We start from the raw sequence: 17,564 nt of genomic DNA, 5'->3' as shown, positions 1-17,564 counted from the left end.
GCACCTGCCGCAAGGTTTACAACACCGACAGTGGCGGCCAGGTGCGCTCGGGCTGCTTCCAGTTGATCCCCTCCAGCAGCATCGACAACTGCGCTTGCGTCAGGTGGATCTTGCCGCTGTCGGCCTGCGGCCAGACGAAACGTCCACGCTCCAGGCGCTTCGAGAGCAAGCAAAGCCCATCGCCCGTTGACCACAACACCTTGATGACATTGCCGCGCCTGCCGCGGAAGACGAAGACATGGCCGGAGAACGGGCTCTCCTGCAGAGTCGCCTCCACCTTCGCTGCGAGCCCGTTGAATCCGCAGCGCATGTCGGTCACGCCTGCAGCGATCCAGATGCGTGTTCCCGCCGGCAACCCGATCATGCCACCACTGCCAGCCCCTTGTAGGCCGTCACGGCCGCCTCAGCTGACAGGTCCGTTGCCGGCAGGCTCGTACGCACCCCACCGAGCGCAGCGCGGCCGGCGCTGAGGACAACCAACTGCTCGGCGCCGCAGGCGCGCGCCGCGCCGAGCACGGCGGCCACATGTCCGTGTGGCAGGCTGCGCTCGATCACGAAGGCCTCATCGGCGGACTCTATGCCGCGCTCGACTGGCTGGGAGACGCTCAGGAAGGCATCGAGAAGCGGCTTGCCAGGCAGCATCTGAGCGGCAGTACGCTGGTGCTCTATGACCTCACTTCCACGTGGGTGACGGGACGCTGCTGCGAGCTTGCCGCCCACGGCAACAGCCGCGATGGCAAGCGCGACGAGACCTGCTCGAGTTCGACGGATCCCCAGATCGTGTTCGGTCTGGTTTGCACGCCTGAGGGCTGTCCGGTGGCAGTCGAAGTCTTCGCTGGCAACACCGCCGATCCGGCAACCGTGGCCTCGCAGGTGGACAAGCTCAAGAATCGCTATGGCATCGAGAAGCTCGCGTGGGTGGGCGACCGGGGCATGCTCACGCAGGCGCGCATCGACACGGTATTGCGCCCGGCTGGCCTGGACTGGGTGAGCAGCCTGCGCGCGCCGCAGATGGCCGCGCTTGCTCACGAGAAGGGGCCCTTCCAGCCCTCGCTGTTCGATGAGCGCAACCTGCTGGAGGTGACCAGCGAGGCGTTCCCCGGCGAGCGGCTCATCGTGTGTCGCAATCCGCTACTGGCCGAGGAGCGCAGCCGCAAACGCGAGGCGCTGCTGCAGGCCACCGAAGCCGAGTTGATGAAGATTACCGACGCGACCACGCGTGCCCGCAACCGCCTCAAGGGCACCGAGGCGATTGCCCTGCGCGTAGGCCGCGTCATCGATCACTTCAGGATGGGCAAGCACTTCGAGCTGAGCATCACCGACTCGAGCTTCACGTGGGGGCGCAAGGCCGAACAGATTCAGCAGGAGGCTGCACTCGATGGCCTGTACGTGGGGAGCGGGCCTTCCGTTCGCTCAAGACGGTCGATCTGCAGGTGCGCCCCGTGTTCCATTGGAACGCCGCGCGCGTGCGCGCTCACGTCTTTCTGTGCATGCTCGCTTATTACGTCGAGTGGCACATGCGCGAGACGTTAAAGCCGATGCTGTTTGACGATGAATACGTCGAGCTCGCGCGTGCGGCCCGGCCTTCGCCAGTGGCCAAGGCACGACGCTCGGACCAGGCGAAAGCCAAGGACGCCACCAGGCTTGGCGAGGACGGCTTGCCGGTGCACAGCTTCCGCACGTTGCTCGATGATCTGGCCACGCTCGCGTACAACGTCTGTCACACACCCCTGAACCCGCAAGCAAAGATCGTCATGATCACGCGGCCGACCCCCATTCAAGAAAAGGCCTTCCGCCTCCTCAACATCAGCCCCGTCGCCTGTACCCAGTAATCGACTCGCTCGCGAGCACATAACCGCGAGCAATCAAAGCGTTATGCGCGCCGCGTGCTCAAAGTTCGGTCTAGGATGAAATGGCAAACGACACCCATCCTTTTGCAGCGCGACCATTTCACCTCGCGCCGGGAGCGGGCGCGACCAATTCACCCCATCTCTTGTATGTGCTGCATGCGACTCTTTGATGGGGCGCGACCAAATCACCCCATACGCGCGGTGGGCGCGACCAAATCACCTCACGCTGTGGTAGCTGCGCGACCAAATCACCCCGCATTAAAAGCCTTCTTGGTGTGAGGAATCGGAATTCTCGAGACTGCGATCTCCTGCAGGGAAACGGAATTAGTGAGACTAGGACGACTTTTCGTGAGACTAGAAAAACGGAAATCGTGAGACTGCCCGGACTCGGGCGCGACAGGTAGCGTTGCGATGATATGAAGGTCGGCGCGACTTCGGCCGTCGCCGGTGCGAAAAAGTCACCGGCGACAGGCAGCAGTCGACCCACTTTTGCCCTTCGCTCCGACGCGAGTGCTACGGCTGCTCCCGACCCTTCTCGGTCAGCCGGCCTAATTGCAATTAAGGCCGGTAAGCAATCTGTAACGGCCATCCAGAATGATCTTCGTTGCAGCGGTGTACAGTAAGCGACCAGTTCATCTACTGCAATCGAGGGAGGGGATCTGGCGCTTCCTCACGAAGGAGGATCAGGGAAAGGCGTCGAAAATTGAGTGGGCGCGCTAGCGCGAGTACAGCACCGACTTCAGGCGAAGCTCCGGGCGAAGGACGAAACGAGCGTGAGCGGGGAATGGGCTCGAGCCTGTGTTAAGGCGGGCTGAAATCAATGGTGGAACCATGCGGCGTCGCGGCCAGCGGGCGATTACCGAGAGCCGTCAGTGGTTCGTCCAGCTACATACCATGTCCGTAGCTCGCCGATTCCCTTCGCGTTGATGGTTCCGCGCGCTTCCAGCAGGAAGGATTCCCCCAGCTGTTCCTTGGTGGCTTCCGATATCTGAACACGGCCGGCAATACCGTGGGACTCCATCCGGCTGGCAATATTGACGGTTTCGCCCCACAAGTCATAGATGAATTTTCGTCGGCCGATCACGCCGGCAACGACCGCGCCGCTGTGGATACCGACCCGCAGTTGCAAGCTGAAGCCGCTTTGCTGGTTAAACCGGGTCAGGAAATCCAGCATGTCCAGTGCCATGTGAGCGGCCCGGGCTGCGTGGTCGTCAGCAGGGACGGGAAGGCCGGCCGCTGCCATATAGGCGTCGCCGATCGTTTTGATCTTCTCCAGCCCGCGGTTCTCCGCGATATCGTCAAACTCAGCGAAGATCTCGTTTAGTACGGCTACCAGGCCTTCGGGGCTCAGGGCAGGAGAGAAGCAGGTGAACTGGACGAGGTCGGCAAACAGCACCGACACTTCCTCGAACCTGTCGGCAATGATTTCGGGCGGACCGGGGGCGATGAGATCGAATCGCAGCTTCAACCGTTCGGCAACGGGCGCCGGCAGTACATTAAGGAGCAGTCGTTCGGTGACCTGTTGCTCGCGAACAAGTTTTTCGTAGAGCTGCCTGAGTTCATCGCTTTGGTGAACGATCGTTTCCCTGCTCGCTTCCAGTTCACATACCTTGCGCTCGAGTTCCTCGCCGTACCGCAGGGACTCACAGTGGAGTAGGCGCACTTCCAACATGTTCCTTACCCGCATCAGCACCTCGCCGAGGTCGAACGGCTTGCTCACGAAATCTCTCGCTCCGGCCCGAAGTGCTCGCAGCTTGTGATCGGGCTGGGCGGTGATGACGATCACCGGCAGGTAGCTTTCCGGCTGTACGGCCTGGAGGTGCTCCATGACTTCGAAGCCATCCATGCCCGGCATCTGGAGATCCAGCACAATCAGGTCATAGTGATTCCTGCGGTGAAGCTCGCCGACCGTGCGTGGATCGGTGGTTGCCTCGACACGGGTGTAGCCGGCCCCATGCAGCATGGCCTCGAGCAGCAGGACGTTGGCCTCGAGATCGTCAACGACCAGGATTCTTGCAGCGAGGATATCCGCCGTGTCGATCATGGCAAGCTGGTTCGCGGCGGTTCCAGCGCAGCGTTCAGTGCGTCCATGAACTCCTGAATCCTGATCGGCTTGGTCAGGTATCGAAAGAATCCTGCCTTCACGCCACGCTCGATGTCGCGCGGCATCGCGTTGGCACTGAGGGCGATGACCGGGATATGCCGCGTCACTGGGTCGTCGCGCAGGCGCGCCAGTGCGTCGATGCCGTTGATGTCGGGCAAATGGATGTCCATCACGATCACCTCGGGCAGGGCAGTGCGCGCAAGTTCGACGCCGAGCGTCCCCGTGGCCGCGGACAACAAACGCACATCTGCCCGGCGCGCGACAAGTTGCTCAAGGAGCTTGAGGTTCGCCGGATTGTCTTCCACATACAGCAAGGTATGCATCGTGCTCGAAGATTCGACACGCGCCCGGACGGGCGCGGCGGTGTCCGTGCTTTCGCGAGAGATTGCCGGAGGGGCGGCGGCAGGCAGTTCGACCCGAAACACGCTGCCCACGCCGGGCGTGCTTTCAACGTCGATGGTCCCACCCATCAGCTCGGCCAGTCGCCTGGCTACCACGAGCCCGATCCCGGTGCCCTCCACGGGGCCCGCCTCATGTCCGAGGCGGTTGAACGGCTGGAATAGCTGAGCGAGCCGTTCCGGTGTCAACCCCGTGCCGGTGTCGCGCACGCTGACGCATACGCGATGTCCCGTCGTCGTCACCTGCACATCGACCGAGCCCCGGTCCCGGTTGTACTTGATGGCATTGGAAAGCAGGTTGAGAAGGATCTGCTTCAGGCGGGTCCGGTCGGCACGGACGAAGCAGGGTGGCGTGGCCGCGGGAAACCGCATGCGGACCGCGCGTTTCACTGCTTGCTGCTCAAGCATTGCCTGGCACTCGTGCACGGTGTCGATGACCGAAACCGGCTCGGGGGACAGCGACGCCTGGCCGGCTTCTATTCTGGCCAGGTCAAGCACTTCGTTGATGAGCTCCAGCAAATGCCAGCCCGCTTTCAGGATCTGGTCGATGCTGGCCTGCTGCGACGCAGTCGGAGGCGGAGACTCGGAGGCCATCACCTGCGCGAAGCCAAGGATGGCGTTCAGCGGATTGCGCAACTCATGGCTCATGTTCGACAGGAATTCCGTCTTGGCATGATTGGCGCTTTCAGCGGACGCCTGGGCTTGCTTCAGCGCTTCGATATCCGTGCTGGATGCGAGCCATTTCACGATCTTGCCGTCGGCATCCTTCAATGGCGACCCGCGTTCGAGGTGCCACCGGTAGGCGCCATCGGATGCCCGTTTCAGGCGATATTCGATCTCGTATTCGCGGCCCTGCGCCACCGCGTCTGCCCAGCGGCCGAGATTGCGCGCGATGTCCTCGGGGTGGACGGCCGATTTCCAGGCGCCGGACCGGGTCTGGTCGAGGCCAAGGCCGGTATAGCTGGTCCACCGCCGGTTGCAGTAATCGATCTGACCATCCGCATCGGCGGTCATGATCATGTGAGGAATGCCATCGGCTAGCTGCCTGAAGTGCGGCTCGAACTGCCTGAAGTCGAGGGCGGAAAGGCGATCCTTTCCCGCTCCGCCGTGAGTCTGCCTGCGCATGATCTACCCCCGCAGTCCGCGGGCTGGCGCCTGGCATGCAAGCGGCGATGGCAGGCCGGCCGGAATCCGCGTCTCAGGGAAAGAATACGCCCAGCCACTGCCGGTGCAAACCGGCCGGGGCGGTGAAGTCGCTGGTCAACTCGTAAGTCGATAGTGCACCACTCCAGGCAGCTCAACCGAGGCTGGATGCCACTACATCCTGGCGAGATAGCGGGCCACGGCCGGGATGTCTTCGTTCGACAAGGTGGCGGCAATGCCGTCCATCGCGCCGGTCGCGTCATGGCGCTTGCCGCTCTTGTACGCCGCAAGTTGGTGGGCTAGGTAATGCTCTCCCTGGCCGGCGAGACGCGGTGCCAGCGCCTTGCCCGTCAGTGCTTCCCCATGGCAGGCCTGGCAGCTGCGCGCCTGGACCACGGCCTTGCCGCGCGCTTCGAGCGCGGCGCTCTCCATCGCGTCCGTGCTGTCGGCCGGTGCCTGCCTTGCGTAGTAGGCTGCCAGTGACCGGATCTGCTCGTCGGTCAGGCTCCTGGCAAGTGGCCCCATGGTCGGGTTGTCGCGCTGCCCGCTGGCGAACGCGCGCAGCTGCGCCTCGAGATACGCTGCCGGCTGCCCGGCCAGGGCCGGGTACTCCGCGTTCCGGGATTGCCCTTGCGGACCATGGCAGGCAAAGCAGGTCTCCGCAAATTGCGGCCAGGGGCCGCCATTGGCCTGGCTTGCCCTGGCCTGATTGTCCAGTGCCGAGCCGAACCGATGGTAGTCCACCAGTTCGGGAACGAGGAATGCGGCCGCTGCCGCCACTACCGCGGCCGTCGCGAGCATCATGCGCTTCATCTTCATTTATGCCTCCGGGACGGGAGAGGGCAGCGGCGCTTGCAGCGCGCCGAGTGCCTGCAGGGCGGCACGGTGTCCCGAGCGCACGGCGCCGTCCATGGCGCCGGCCCAGATGTCGGCCGTCTCGGTCCCCGACCAGATCAGCCGGCCCAGCGGTGGATGCAGGTGTTGGCCGAGTTTCGTCCAGAAGCCGGCGGGCATCGGGTTGATGCAGCTCATCGACCAGGGGTCGACCTTGCCCCAGTCAAGGTCGTGGTATTGCGTGGGCTTCAGCGCCTGGTCTCCGAATGCCCTGGCATAGATGGCGGACAGGATGGGCTCGGCGGCGTTCGGGTCGGCCGGCAGGTAGCCGGGTTTGACGAAGGCGCTGAGCACGCCGACCGAGCCGTCCGGCGGCGAGTTGTCGACCGACCAGATCAGCGGGCCGTCGAGCGGCACCACCTGGCCGTTGAAGCCTTTCTCGCGCCAGAACGGCTGTGGGTAGACATGTGCGGCCTTGCGCATGGGCGCATGGGCAGGCCACGCCCGGTGCAACTGGGCCCGGCCGGGAGGCAGGGGGGGATCGAACACAATCTGCTGGCACAGCGCCGGATTTAGCGCGGCAATCACGTGACGCGCGCGCACCACGCCGTGATCGGTGTGCAGTTCGACGATCTCGCGGTCCCAGCCCACGATCTTGCGCACCGGGCAGGACAGCCGGACCTTGTCGCCGAGGTCTTGCGCCATCCGGATGCTGAGAATCTGCGAGCCGCCGACGAAGCGGGTTTCCTGTGCGCCGTCCTTGATCTTCTCGAGCGTGTCGTAGTCACTGTTCGCGCTGTTGATCACGGACAGATAGTGCAACAACCCGAGTTGTGCGGGCGGCGCGCCGAGCGACAGGGTCGCCGCCATGCTGAAGGAGAACTTCTCCTCGTTGCTCAGGCCTTGCCGCGCCAGCCAGTCGCCAAGCGTCAGCTTGTCGTATTCCGCCGCTTTCGACGCCTTCCATGGCGCGCCGCTGGGCACGCCGCGCGCCATCTCGCTGAGCCTGGCGGCAACCTGTCCCTGCGCACCGATGCCCCCATGCAGGTCCTGGGTCACGCGGATGTTGTCGGCGAGGAATACGGTCTTGCCGGCGTAATAGGTGCCGAAGGTCTCGACGCCGAGCTCGCGCGCCAGGTCGGCAATGGCGGTCTGGCCGGGGCCGATCCACTGGCCGCCCGCTTCGGAAACCACGCTGTTGCCGAGGTCGTGGTTATAGGTGCGGCCACCGACGCGGTTGCGCGCCTCCAGCACCACGAAGGACTGGCAGCCGGCGCGCTGCAGGTCGCGCGCGGCGGTCAGTCCGGCCAGGCCGGCGCCGAGGATGGCCACGTCCAGCACGTCGCGCTGAGCGCGTGCAGCGCCCGCGCGCAGGGGTGCGGCGCTGGCGGCATGCGGTGCGGCAGCTACCGCTAGCGATGCCGCCGCCGCCGCTGCCGCAATGCCGAGCAGCCGGCGCCGCGTGTGTGAGTCCGGCCCGGAGCCGGGCGCCCTGTCCTGTATCGCCTCGACCTGTGCCGCGCCATCCCGGCGCCTTGTGTGCTCGCTCATTGTTCGGTGAAAGCCAAAAGTAGTATATGAGTGTAAATATAGGACGAAAAGACAAACAAGTCAAAAGACCGCGGTGTAGGTGGTTTCGGCATCGCTTCGCGCCATGAATGACGAGTCAGGGAAGGGAATACCCTGTCTTTTTTCTTCTTTCGATATTTGTCATAGTGACCTAACTTTGGTGTGTTGGCCTATTAACGAATCGGCCTCGGAACGACAGGAGTTCACCCATGGATCAATCCAAGCGCAAGGCTTTCGCGGAGGACGGGGCCGTCCTTATCGAAGGCTGTCTCAATTCGGAACAGCTGGCGCTGTGCCGGCAGGCGTTCGACTGGGGCATCGAGAACCCCGGTCCCAATGCGCACAGCCTGTTCGACGGCTCGGTGCAGAAGTCGCATGTCGACAACGCAAATCCCTTTGCCAAGGGCAGGCTGGATGAACTGGCCGCCGCGCTGCCCTTTGGCAGGTTGTTTGCCGACCTGTGGGGCTCCGAGCACGTCTGGTATTTCGCCGAGGAACTGTTCCTGAAGGCCGGCGGCAACGCAGGGCGCTCGCCCTGGCATCAGGACACTTCCTATCTCCCCTGGGCCGGCAAGCACTTCGCCAACGCCTGGATCAGTTTCGAAGCGGTACCCAAACGCAACGCGCTGGAGATCGTCCGCGGCTCGCATCTCGGCACGCGCCACGACGGCAGCACCTTCCAGAACCCTGACGATCCCACCGAACCCTTGCACGGTGGTGACGCCTGGCCGCAGCTGCCGAATATTGAGGTCGAGCGCCGTGCCAATCCCGATGCGTACGACATCGTCTCCTGGGCGACCCGGCCCGGCGACGTGCTGCTGCTGCATCCCGGCGTGCTGCACGGGGGCGGCGCCGTCGACGCCGACTTCCCGGATCGCCACACGCTGGTGATGCGCTTCTTTGGCGACGATGCGGTCTTCAGTCCGCTGCCGGAGCACAGCGATGCGGGTTTCACGCCGGCGGGCGTCCTGTTTGTTGAAGAACTGGCATCGCTGAAGGCGGGCGACCCGTTCCGAGCTTCCTGCTTCCGTCAAATTTTCTAAGCCAAGGCCTTCCCTGACATGACGACTCCCGCCATGAACCGACAGTCCATCATTCCGCCCGGCACCGAGGCGCTGTACGACGCCCTCCATTTCTCTCCCGCGACCCGCGTTGGCGACACCATCTGGGTTTCCGGGCAGGTTGGCGTCGACGCCACCATGACCCCTGCAGAAGGCATGGAGGCGCAGGCGCGGCTCGCCTTCGAAGCGCTGAAAGGCGTCCTGGCGGCGGCCGGTGCCTGCCTTGCCGACGTGGTCGAACTGACGACCTACCACACCCGCTTTCGCAGCGAGCTCGCCGAATTCACCAGGGTGAAGGACGAGTACATCCCCAACCGCTATCCCTCCTGGACTGCGGTCGGCGTGACCGAGTTGGCGCTGCCGGGGCTGTGCATCGAGATCCAGGCGGTTGCGGTAGTGGGCAGCGGCGAAACCTGAGCCAGGTCGCTCGCGGGCAACAACCGCCATTTTTTTGCGCCTATGTTTGTCATAGTGTCCTATGTTAGGCACTCTGTTTAAAGAATGCGAAGCCGGGACAGTAACCGGTTGAACCTGGTGGTAGGAGACACAGATGAAATACACGACGTGGTTGATCAGCGCGACCGTTGCGCTCGGCGGCGCAGCTTACGCCGCCGCTCCCGAACAGGACATGGCCCGGTTTGGCAAGGACCTTACCCCGGTGGGTGCCGAGCGTGCCGGCAACAAGGACGGGTCCATTCCGGAATGGACCGGTGGCGACATGAAGGCGCCAGGCGGCTGGAAGCCCGGCACGCCGCGCCCCGACCCCTATGCGAACGACAAGCGCCTGCTGTCGATCGACGCGTCCAATGTCGACCGCTACAAGGACAAGCTCGCCCCCGGGCAGGTCGAGATGGTGAAGACGATCCCGGGCTACCGCATGGACGTCTATACGACGCGCCGTTCCTGTGGCTTCCCCGACTTCTACTACGAGCGCACGAAGAAGAATGCGGCGAGCGCCAGGCTTGCCGACAACGGCCAGAACCTGGCCGAGGCGCTCGGTGCCGGCGTGCCTTTCCCGATCCCGCAAAGCGGCGTCGAAGCGATGTGGAACCACAAGCTGCACTGGAAGGGCGAGGGCTTTCAGATGAGCTACGCCGGCTATATCCCGCCCAAAGGCGGCGACGGCATCGGCGAGCCGCTCGGCCAGGAGGAATGGCAGACGTCGCCGATGTGGTCGCCGTCGAACAAGGGCGTCGCCGACGCGCGCGGCATCGAAAGCCTGTACCTCAACACCTTCACCAGCCCGCCGTCGATCGCCGGGGATGCCACGCTCACGCGGTACAAGTTCGCCGAGGCCAACGACGTCTGGCTGTACTTCGCCAGCCAGCGCCGCGTACGCCGGGCGCCGACGTACCAGTACGACGCGCCGCAGCTCAATACGGAGAACTTGCTGACGGTCGACCAGTACATGCAGTTCAACGGCCCGCTGGACCGCTACGACTGGAAGCTGGTCGGCAAGAAGGAGATGTACGTCCCGTACAACACCTATCGCCTCAATTCTTCCGCGAACAAGGTCGAGGATGTCGTCAAGCCGAAGTTCCTCAGCCGCGACCATACGCGCTACGAGCTGCACCGCATGTGGGTGGTGGAGGCCACGCTCAAGTCCGGCATGCGCCATACCTTCCCCAAGCGCGTGTTCTATCTCGACGAGGACACCTGGACCATCCTGGTGGAAGACATGTACGACGCGCAGGGCAAGGTCTGGCGCACGACCGAGATGGGCCCCTACATGGCCTGGGAAATCCCGGCCTGCGTGTGGGCGGCCAACACCAGCTATGACCACCAGACCCGGCGCGCGGTGCTCGACCGCGTGGTCGCAGGCCGCAAGGAGCCGGACTGGCTGGCCACGCGCGAAGGACGCCTGAAAGAGAAGACCTTCGAGCCGGACGGCCTGCGCCGATTCACCACGCGCTAAGCGATCACACGGGTACGGAGAGGCCATCATGAAACTGCGTGATCACGCGGGACCGGTCGCCGGGGCGATCGGCAGGGCGAGTGCGAATGCATGTGCAAGCGCAAGGAAACTGGACCGGAAGCTGGTCTGCACCGCGATCGTCGGCGTGCTGGCTGGGGCCAATGCAGGAGCGGCCCGCGCCGCGCAATGGACGCTCGACAACGGCTGGCAGGTGGCCTTCGACTCGACGGTGTCGTTCGGCGTGGCGGTGCGCACGTCGAAAACGAACTGCAGCTTCGTCGGCAATGACAACGGCGGTTGCGTCGGCGACGCCCCGACGCCGCTGCAGCAGAGCAACCCGGCCGTGTTCTCGTCGAGCCTGGACGTGCTGCGCGTGAACCAGGACGACGGCAACCTGAACTACAAGCGCTGGCAGCCGGTGTCCGCCAATGCGCAGTGGACCAGCGACCTGTACGTCAAGGCGTCCGACGGCTGGAGCGGGCTGCTGCGCGGCGTGGTCAACTACGACTTCGCTGTCGACCACACCCGGCGCAGCGACCTCGACCCGTCGGCGCGCAACTTTGCCACCAGCAACCCGCGCCTGCTCGACGCCTACGTGACTAAGGAGTTCGAGGTCGGCGACCAGCAGGCGCGCGTGCGCGTCGGCAACCAGGTGCTGAGCTGGGGTGAAAACCTCTACATCCCGGGCGGCGTGAACTCGATCAACCCGATCTACCTGCCGTCGGCGCACCAGCCCGGCACGCCGCTGAAGAACCTGTTCATCCCGTCGCCGATGGTCTCGGCCAGTTCGTCGCTGGGTTCGGACCTGGGCATCGAAGCCTTCTACCAGTGGAAGTGGAACAGCTTTGTGTTCGATGCGCCCGGGACGTTCTTTTCGACCAGCGACTTCGTCGGCAGTGGTGGGCGCGGCCTCTATATCCCGACCTCTACGGTCAATGCGGCGCTGGGCGCCGCGGGCTTGCCGCCGTTTCCGCGCGCCACCATCGGCGACAACGGCACCCGGATCGTTGGCATCAATCCCGCGACCGGGTTGCCTTACAACCGCCGCCTGAGCGCTGGCGAGCTGGCTGACCCTGGCGCCAACCCGGTGGGGCCGCTGCTTGGCGCCGGCACGTTCATCCCGCGCGGCCCGGACAACAAGCCGACCAATGCCGGGCAGGGCGGGCTAGCGTTGCGCTACAAGTTCCCCGATAGCGGCAACGAGCTCGGCTTCTACTACCAGCACTACAGCGACAAGGTGCCGTTCGTCAGCTACCAGGTGGGCACCACCACGGCCAACCCCTTCGGCTGGCAGGCGTCGCTCGACTACGGCAAGAACCGCGACCTGTTCGGCCTGTCGTACAACTTCCAGGCGGGCGAGTGGGTGATCGGCACGGAGCTTTCCTATCGGCCGCGCGATGGCGTCGCGATCGACCCCACCACGGTGATCGATCCGGGCAATCCGTACTACTGCAATGCGCTGGCCGATTTCAACGTGAAGCCGGTCGGCAGCAGCTGCAAGGGCTGGGTCGACACGCAGCACTACCAGCTGCACCTGACCGGCATCCACATCATGTCGCCATCGGGATCGTTCGGCTGGCTGCTGCGCGCGCTGGGCGCCAGCGAGGGCACGCTCACCGCCGAGGGTGCGCTCGCCTACTACCCGAAGCTGAAGCTCAACGCCGGCATCCCGTATGCGGTCACCGCCGACTACAAGCTGCCGACGAAGCTTTCGGCGGGCATGGTGCTGGCGGCGTCGGTGACCTATCCCAATATCATCGGCACAAGGGCGTCGCTGTCGCCGGATATCGCCGTGATGCAGGGCATCGGTGGCTATTCGGCAACGGCGCTGCCGGGCTTCATCCAGGGCGCGGGCGCCGCGGTGATCGGCGCGACCATCGACTTCAAGACCAAGCCGGAAACCAAGCTGCGCCTGGACTACACCCACAACTGGGGCGGTAGCGGCAGCAACCTGCTGCGCGACCGCGACTTCTTTTCCCTCAGCATGACCACCGCCTTCTGATGCTTGCACGCCTGTTAACCCGTCTAGAAGCTGCCCTGTTCGGGCATCGCCTTCCATTCCTGCTGCTGCTGGCGGGCTTCACGGCCGTCATGGGCGTGCTGGGGGCGAAGCTCGAGCTCGAAGCCGGCTTCGAAAAGCAGCTGCCGCAGGGCCATGAGTACATCAAGACCTTCGAGCAGTACCGCCACCAGCTGTTCGGCGCCAACCGGCTGACCATCGCCGTCCATGCCCGCGACGGCGACATCTGGAACGCGCAGGCGCTGACCCAGGTGCTCAAGGTAACCGAAGCCGTCACCTACCTGCCCGGCGTGGACCGGGCGAGCGTGACTTCGCTGTGGACGCCGAACGTCTTCTTCACCGAGATCACCGAAGACGGCTTCCGCGCCGAGGCGGTGACCGGCGGAGACGTCGTGCCGGAGAAGCTGTCGGCCGAGGTGATCGGCATGGTCCGCCAGCGTGCCACCGCCGGGGGCCATATCGGCACGCTGGTCGCGCGCGACCAGACCAGCGCGCTGATCACCGCCGAGCTTGGTGATGTCGACCCGGCCACGGGCAGGAAGCTCGACTATATCCAGTTCAACCGCTTGCTGGAGGAGAAGATCCGGCGCCCGTTCGAGAATGACAAGGTCGAGATCCAGATCATCGGGTTTGCCAAGCAGACCGGCGACATCGCCGACCGCGCGGCCGACGTGGCACGCTTCTTCGCCATCGCCTTCCTGCTCACCGGGCTCGCCGTGTACTGGTACTGCCGCTCGCTCCGCCTGACGCTGCTGCCGCTCGCGTGCTCGCTGGTGTCGCTGGTGTGGCAGTTCGGCACGCTGCGCCTGCTCGGATACGGGCTTGATCCGCTGGCGATCCTGGTGCCGTTCCTGGTGTTCGCCATCGGCGTCTCGCACGGTATCCAGCAGATCAACTTCATCGTGCGTGAAGTTGCGCAGGGAACCGATTCCGCCATGGCCGCGCGGCGCAGCTTCACGGGCCTGCTGATTCCAGGCTCGCTCGCGCTGATCACCGCGCTGGTCAGCTTCGTCACGCTGCTCCTGATTCCGATCCCGATGATCCGTGAGCTGGCGCTGACCGCGGCGATCGGCGTGGGCTACAAGATCGTCACTAACCTGATGATGCTGCCGGTGGCCGCGTCGTACTTCCGCTTTTCGCCGGAGTTCGCGCGCCGGTCCCTGGCCCGGCGTGAACGCCATAACTTGTGGCTGGAAGCCATCGCCCGCATCGCGCGGCCGCGCAACGCCGCGATGGTGACGCTTGCCGGCGCGGTGGTCTTCGGCCTGGCGGTTTGGCAGAGCCAGGGGCGCCACATCGGCAGCCTGCAGGCGGGCGCGCCGGAACTGAGCGCGGACTCGCGCTACAACCTCGACGTGGCGGCGATCGTCGACCGCTTCGACGTGGGCCTGGACTGGCTGACCGTCGTGTTCGAGGCGAGACCGGAGCACAAGGGCGAAGTCTGTTCGCGCGCCGACGAGCTGCTGTTCATCGACGACTTTGCCTGGCGCATGGGCAGCGTGCCCGGGGTCGTGTCGACCGACTCGCTGGCCGCGCAGCTCAAGCTCTACAACGTCGGCATGAACGAGGGCAGCCCCAAGATGGCGACCGTGACGCGCGACCCGCGCGGCCTCGGCTCGCAGTTCCAGGGCGTGAACAACCGCATCGTCGGCCTGTCGTCGATCGACTGCCGCGTGCAGGGCGTCAACCTCTACCTGCCGGACCACCGCGCCACGACGATCAAGAGGGTGGTGGAGGCGGTGAAGGATTTCCGCGACGCCAACCGGATCGACGGCGTGCACGTGCGCCTGGCGAGCGGCAACGCGGGCGTGCAGGCCGCCACCAACGAGGTGCTGGAGGCAAGCGAGCTGCCGATGATGCTCTACGTCTACGCCGCCATCCTGATCCTGGTGTTCCTGGTCTACCGCGACTGGCGCGCGATGATCGCCTGCTGCCTGCCGCTGACCGTCGCGACGTGGATCGGCTACTGGTTCATGAAGAAGCTGGAGATCGGGCTGACCGTGGCCACGCTGCCGGTGATGGTGCTCGCGGTCGGCGTTGGCGTGGACTACGCCTTCTACATCTACAACCGCCTGCAGGTGCAGCTTGCGCACGGTCTGGAGTTCACCCGGGCACTCGAGCTGGCGATGAAGGAGACCGGGCTTGCCACCGTGTTCACCGCCATCACGCTGTCGGTCGGCGTGGCCACGTGGACGTTCTCGAGCCTCAAGTTCCAGGCCGACATGGGCGCGCTGCTGACCTTCATGTTCATCGTGAACATGGTGATGGCCATCACGCTGCTGCCCGCCTTCGCGGCGATGCTCGAGAAATTCTTCCCGCGGCGTGGACCGGTGTACATGCCGGAAATTCTGAAGCACTAGGACACAACGATGAGCCACCTTTTGATGAGCCCGCTCCGATACCTGCCCTTTGCCGCGCTCATGGCATGCCTGTCGTTGCCGGCAGCAGCCGCCGGGGCCACGGCACCCGCGCCCTGGCCGGCCATGGAACGGGCCCGGCAGGTTTCGAACGCAGCCACTGCGCCGCTGCTGGCAGCCGCGCGCGCCGGGAAGCGCGTCGTCGCGGTCGGCGACCACGGCGTGATCCTGCTGTCCGATGACGGCGTCAGCTTCCGGCAGGCGAAAGCCGTTCCGGTCCGTACGCTGCTGACCACGGTCCAATTCATCGACGCCCGCCACGGCTACGCGGCGGGCCACGATGGCGTGGTGCTGGCCACGCAGGACGGCGGCGAGACCTGGACCTTGCTGCGCGCCACGCCCGGCGTCGAGCAGCCGATTCTGGCGATGCACTTCGACAGCCTCAAGCATGGCATCGTCGTAGGCCTGTACGGTTGGGCGATCGAGACACACGACGCAGGCCGGACCTGGACCGACCTGGCGATCGCGTCAGGCGAAAGCGCCGACCGGCATCTGCTGCACATGTTCGCTACCGCCCGCGGCTCGCTGTTCGTCTTCGGCGAGGGCGGGACGATTTACCGCTCAACCGACCGGGGCAAGTCATGGGAAGCGACGACCACCGCAGGCAAGGGCTCGCTCTGGCACGGCCTTGCGCTCTCGGACGGCACGCTGCTCGTCTGTGGCATGCGCGGTCACCTCTATCGCAGCAGCGATGACGGCAAGACGTGGCAAGCCGTCGACGCGCATACAACCCAGTCGCTGACGGGGATCGCGGAGCTCGCCGACGGCAGCGTGACCATCGTCGGCATGGGCGGCACCGTGCTCGCGAGCACGGACCACGGCAAGACCTTTGCGCGCACGGAGCGCGCCGGGCAAGAGGCGCTGACAGCGGTGCTTGCTGACGGCGCGCGCGCGCTGGTGGTGTCGATGACCGGCCCGTTACCGGCGTCCGGCCCGGCGCAGCGATAGACCTTCGCGCACACGCGGCACTGCAACACCTTCATTCACCGAGCAGAACCAACCTGCCCATCCTCTCAAGGAGACAATCATGGCAAAACACCCCGTCGTCATCTATGGCGCAAGCGGCTACACCGGCATGCTGATCATGGACTGGCTGATCGACCAGAACATTCCCTTCACCGCTGTCGCGCGCAATGCGGGCCGGACCAGGGAAATGATGGCGCAGCGTGTCGTCCGCCTCGAAGCGGCGGAGTACGAGATCATCGAGGCGGAGCACGACGTCGACTCGCTCGTCAAGGCCTTCCGTGGCGCCAAGGTGGTGTGCAGCACGGTCGGACCGTTCTTCCGCTTCGGCATGGTAGCGGTCGAGGCGGCGCTCAAGGCCGGATGCCACTACCTAGACCCGGCCGGCGAGCAGCACTACATCCGCCAGGTCCGCGACGAGTTCGGCGAGCAGTATCGCGAGGCCGGGCTGCTGGTGTCCCCGTCGAACGCCTACATGTACACGTTCTCGGAAATCGCGGCCGAGCTCGCGTTGGAGACGCCGGGCGTTGATGCGCTCGAGACCGCCGCGCTGTGCCGCGGCCCGCGCGGCGGCGCCGGGGTCAGCGTCGGCTCGACCGCGACCATCTTCGAAGGCTACCGACAGGAAGCGTGCTTCCTGTGGGAAAAGAAGCTGGAGCGCCATGCGCCGGACGCGTCGTTCAACATCGTCGACCCGGCGTTCATGCAGCCGGTGTTCTGCCTGCCGTGGGGCGGCACCTCGCTGCCGGTCTATTTCGAGAACGATCCGCGCGTGCGCAGCTGTACCTCCTGCGTGGGCTTCTACGACAACAACGCCATGCGCATGGTGCATGCGATCGGACAGAAGTGGGAGTCCGAATACAAGCACCTCGCGCCCGAGCAGCAGGACGCAGTACTCAAGCAGCTGGTCGATTCGACCACGCCGGCCATGCCGCCGCGCGAACGCACCACGCTGCAGCGCACGGTGGACTTTGCCATCGGTCGCGGCCAGCTCGCATCGGTGCGCGCGACCGTGCACGGCATCACGCCCTACATCGCCACCGGCGCGATCCAGGCGGCCCAGGTCATCAAGCTGCTTGACGGCGACACGGCACGCGTCGGCTTTGCCTCGGGCTCGAAGGCCTTCGGCCATCGGTACCTGCTCGGCTTCCTCGAGCAGCGCGGGCTGGCCCGCGCCATGGTGACCAGCCTTTAACTCGCCGGTCCGGCTATTCCTTGCCCGCCTCAGGGCGGGGAATAGCTGCGCAGAATAGTTTCACAGAATTCGTCAGAACACGCTGAGAGTGAGGA

Annotated in this window: 15 protein-coding genes; 9 read left to right on the top strand and 6 right to left on the bottom strand. The window is 65.0% G+C overall.

The features are described from left to right. Positions 1 to 16: 16 nt before the first annotated feature. Together tnpB and KB879_RS32060 are read right to left on the bottom strand one after the other, a co-directional pair. Positions 17 to 364, bottom strand: a complete 348-nt coding sequence (gene tnpB / locus KB879_RS32065; protein WP_011154074.1) for an IS66 family insertion sequence element accessory protein TnpB — start codon at positions 362 to 364, stop codon at positions 17 to 19. Next, positions 361 to 555, bottom strand: a complete 195-nt coding sequence (locus KB879_RS32060; protein WP_211983478.1) for a hypothetical protein — start codon at positions 553 to 555, stop codon at positions 361 to 363. The genes tnpB and KB879_RS32060 overlap by 4 nt, the downstream gene beginning before the upstream one ends. On the opposite strand from KB879_RS32060, the gene KB879_RS32055 reads away from it, so the two are divergent. Then, entirely contained in the window at positions 526 to 1,533 is a 1,008-nt protein-coding gene (locus KB879_RS32055) for a hypothetical protein (protein ID WP_211983476.1), read from the top strand. The two genes, KB879_RS32060 and KB879_RS32055, sit on opposite strands and share 30 nt — an antisense overlap. After that, positions 1,518 to 1,832 carry a hypothetical protein gene (locus KB879_RS32050; RefSeq protein ID WP_211983474.1) on the top strand — a complete coding sequence of 105 codons (315 nt, stop codon included), beginning with the start codon at positions 1,518 to 1,520 and terminating at the stop codon, positions 1,830 to 1,832. Before KB879_RS32055 ends, KB879_RS32050 begins: the two co-directional genes overlap by 16 nt. Positions 1,833 to 2,706: 874 nt before the next feature. On the opposite strand, the gene KB879_RS32045 is transcribed toward KB879_RS32050, so the two are convergent. From KB879_RS32045 to KB879_RS32030, 4 genes are all read right to left on the bottom strand, one after another. Further along, complete coding sequence (locus KB879_RS32045) at positions 2,707 to 3,894, bottom strand: adenylate/guanylate cyclase domain-containing protein (RefSeq protein ID WP_211983472.1); 1,188 nt, start codon at positions 3,892 to 3,894, stop codon at positions 2,707 to 2,709. Next, positions 3,891 to 5,372, bottom strand: a complete 1,482-nt coding sequence (locus KB879_RS32040) for an ATP-binding protein (protein WP_371827455.1) — start codon at positions 5,370 to 5,372, stop codon at positions 3,891 to 3,893. Before KB879_RS32040 ends, KB879_RS32045 begins: the two co-directional genes overlap by 4 nt. A 297-nt stretch (positions 5,373 to 5,669) precedes the next feature. Further along, positions 5,670 to 6,308, bottom strand: a complete 639-nt coding sequence (locus KB879_RS32035) for a cytochrome c (RefSeq protein ID WP_211984284.1) — start codon at positions 6,306 to 6,308, stop codon at positions 5,670 to 5,672. A 6-nt stretch (positions 6,309 to 6,314) separates the two neighbouring features. Further along, the gene (locus KB879_RS32030) at positions 6,315 to 7,880 is read right to left on the bottom strand and encodes an FAD-dependent oxidoreductase (protein ID WP_249221459.1); all 1,566 of its coding nucleotides are present in this window, start codon (positions 7,878 to 7,880) and stop codon (positions 6,315 to 6,317) included. Between the two features lie 227 nt (positions 7,881 to 8,107). Here KB879_RS32030 and KB879_RS32025 point away from each other — a divergent pair, with 227 nt between their 5' ends. The 7 genes from KB879_RS32025 (at position 8,108) to KB879_RS31995 (ending at position 17,469) form a co-directional block, all read left to right on the top strand. Next, positions 8,108 to 8,941 (top strand): phytanoyl-CoA dioxygenase family protein, encoded by an 834-nt coding sequence (locus KB879_RS32025; protein ID WP_211983468.1) that lies wholly within the window; start codon positions 8,108 to 8,110, stop codon positions 8,939 to 8,941. Positions 8,942 to 8,974: 33 nt separating this feature from the next. Continuing rightward, positions 8,975 to 9,376, top strand: coding sequence for a RidA family protein (locus KB879_RS32020; RefSeq protein ID WP_211983466.1), 402 nt, complete (start codon positions 8,975 to 8,977; stop codon positions 9,374 to 9,376). A gap of 133 nt (positions 9,377 to 9,509) precedes the next feature. Beyond that, complete coding sequence (locus KB879_RS32015; RefSeq protein ID WP_211983464.1) at positions 9,510 to 10,874, top strand: DUF1329 domain-containing protein; 1,365 nt, start codon at positions 9,510 to 9,512, stop codon at positions 10,872 to 10,874. A 28-nt stretch (positions 10,875 to 10,902) separates the two neighbouring features. Further along, positions 10,903 to 12,876, top strand: coding sequence for a DUF1302 domain-containing protein (locus KB879_RS32010; RefSeq protein WP_249221458.1), 1,974 nt, complete (start codon positions 10,903 to 10,905; stop codon positions 12,874 to 12,876). After that, entirely contained in the window at positions 12,876 to 15,254 is a 2,379-nt protein-coding gene (locus KB879_RS32005; protein WP_211983462.1) for an RND family transporter, read from the top strand. The genes KB879_RS32010 and KB879_RS32005 overlap by 1 nt, the downstream gene beginning before the upstream one ends. 9 nt (positions 15,255 to 15,263) lie before the next feature. Continuing rightward, the gene (locus tag KB879_RS32000; RefSeq protein WP_249221457.1) at positions 15,264 to 16,259 is read left to right on the top strand and encodes a YCF48-related protein; all 996 of its coding nucleotides are present in this window, start codon (positions 15,264 to 15,266) and stop codon (positions 16,257 to 16,259) included. Between the two features lie 79 nt (positions 16,260 to 16,338). After that, positions 16,339 to 17,469, top strand: a complete 1,131-nt coding sequence (locus KB879_RS31995) for a trans-acting enoyl reductase family protein (RefSeq protein WP_211983459.1) — start codon at positions 16,339 to 16,341, stop codon at positions 17,467 to 17,469. Positions 17,470 to 17,564 lie beyond the last annotated feature (95 nt).

It is taken from the genome of Cupriavidus sp. KK10, from assembly GCF_018223725.1.
GTDB lineage: Bacteria > Pseudomonadota > Gammaproteobacteria > Burkholderiales > Burkholderiaceae > Cupriavidus > Cupriavidus necator.
Note: the sequence above shows the minus strand (reverse complement) of the source record. Positions and strands in the feature narration are given on the sequence as shown.

Coding starts and splice junctions, on each gene's coding strand:
- tnpB (WP_011154074.1), bottom strand. CDS start 364: ATGATCGGGTTGCCGGCGGGAACACGCATCTGGATCGCTGCAGGCGTG.
- KB879_RS32055 (WP_211983476.1), top strand. CDS start 526: ATGTCCGTGTGGCAGGCTGCGCTCGATCACGAAGGCCTCATCGGCGGA.
- KB879_RS32050 (WP_211983474.1), top strand. CDS start 1,518: ATGCGCGAGACGTTAAAGCCGATGCTGTTTGACGATGAATACGTCGAG.
- KB879_RS32045 (WP_211983472.1), bottom strand. CDS start 3,894: ATGATCGACACGGCGGATATCCTCGCTGCAAGAATCCTGGTCGTTGAC.
- KB879_RS32040 (WP_371827455.1), bottom strand. CDS start 5,372: ATGATCATGACCGCCGATGCGGATGGTCAGATCGATTACTGCAACCGG.
- KB879_RS32035 (WP_211984284.1), bottom strand. CDS start 6,308: ATGAAGCGCATGATGCTCGCGACGGCCGCGGTAGTGGCGGCAGCGGCC.
- KB879_RS32030 (WP_249221459.1), bottom strand. CDS start 7,880: ATGAGCGAGCACACAAGGCGCCGGGATGGCGCGGCACAGGTCGAGGCG.
- KB879_RS32025 (WP_211983468.1), top strand. CDS start 8,108: ATGGATCAATCCAAGCGCAAGGCTTTCGCGGAGGACGGGGCCGTCCTT.
- KB879_RS32020 (WP_211983466.1), top strand. CDS start 8,975: ATGAACCGACAGTCCATCATTCCGCCCGGCACCGAGGCGCTGTACGAC.
- KB879_RS32015 (WP_211983464.1), top strand. CDS start 9,510: ATGAAATACACGACGTGGTTGATCAGCGCGACCGTTGCGCTCGGCGGC.
- KB879_RS32010 (WP_249221458.1), top strand. CDS start 10,903: ATGAAACTGCGTGATCACGCGGGACCGGTCGCCGGGGCGATCGGCAGG.
- KB879_RS32005 (WP_211983462.1), top strand. CDS start 12,876: ATGCTTGCACGCCTGTTAACCCGTCTAGAAGCTGCCCTGTTCGGGCAT.
- KB879_RS32000 (WP_249221457.1), top strand. CDS start 15,264: ATGAGCCACCTTTTGATGAGCCCGCTCCGATACCTGCCCTTTGCCGCG.
- KB879_RS31995 (WP_211983459.1), top strand. CDS start 16,339: ATGGCAAAACACCCCGTCGTCATCTATGGCGCAAGCGGCTACACCGGC.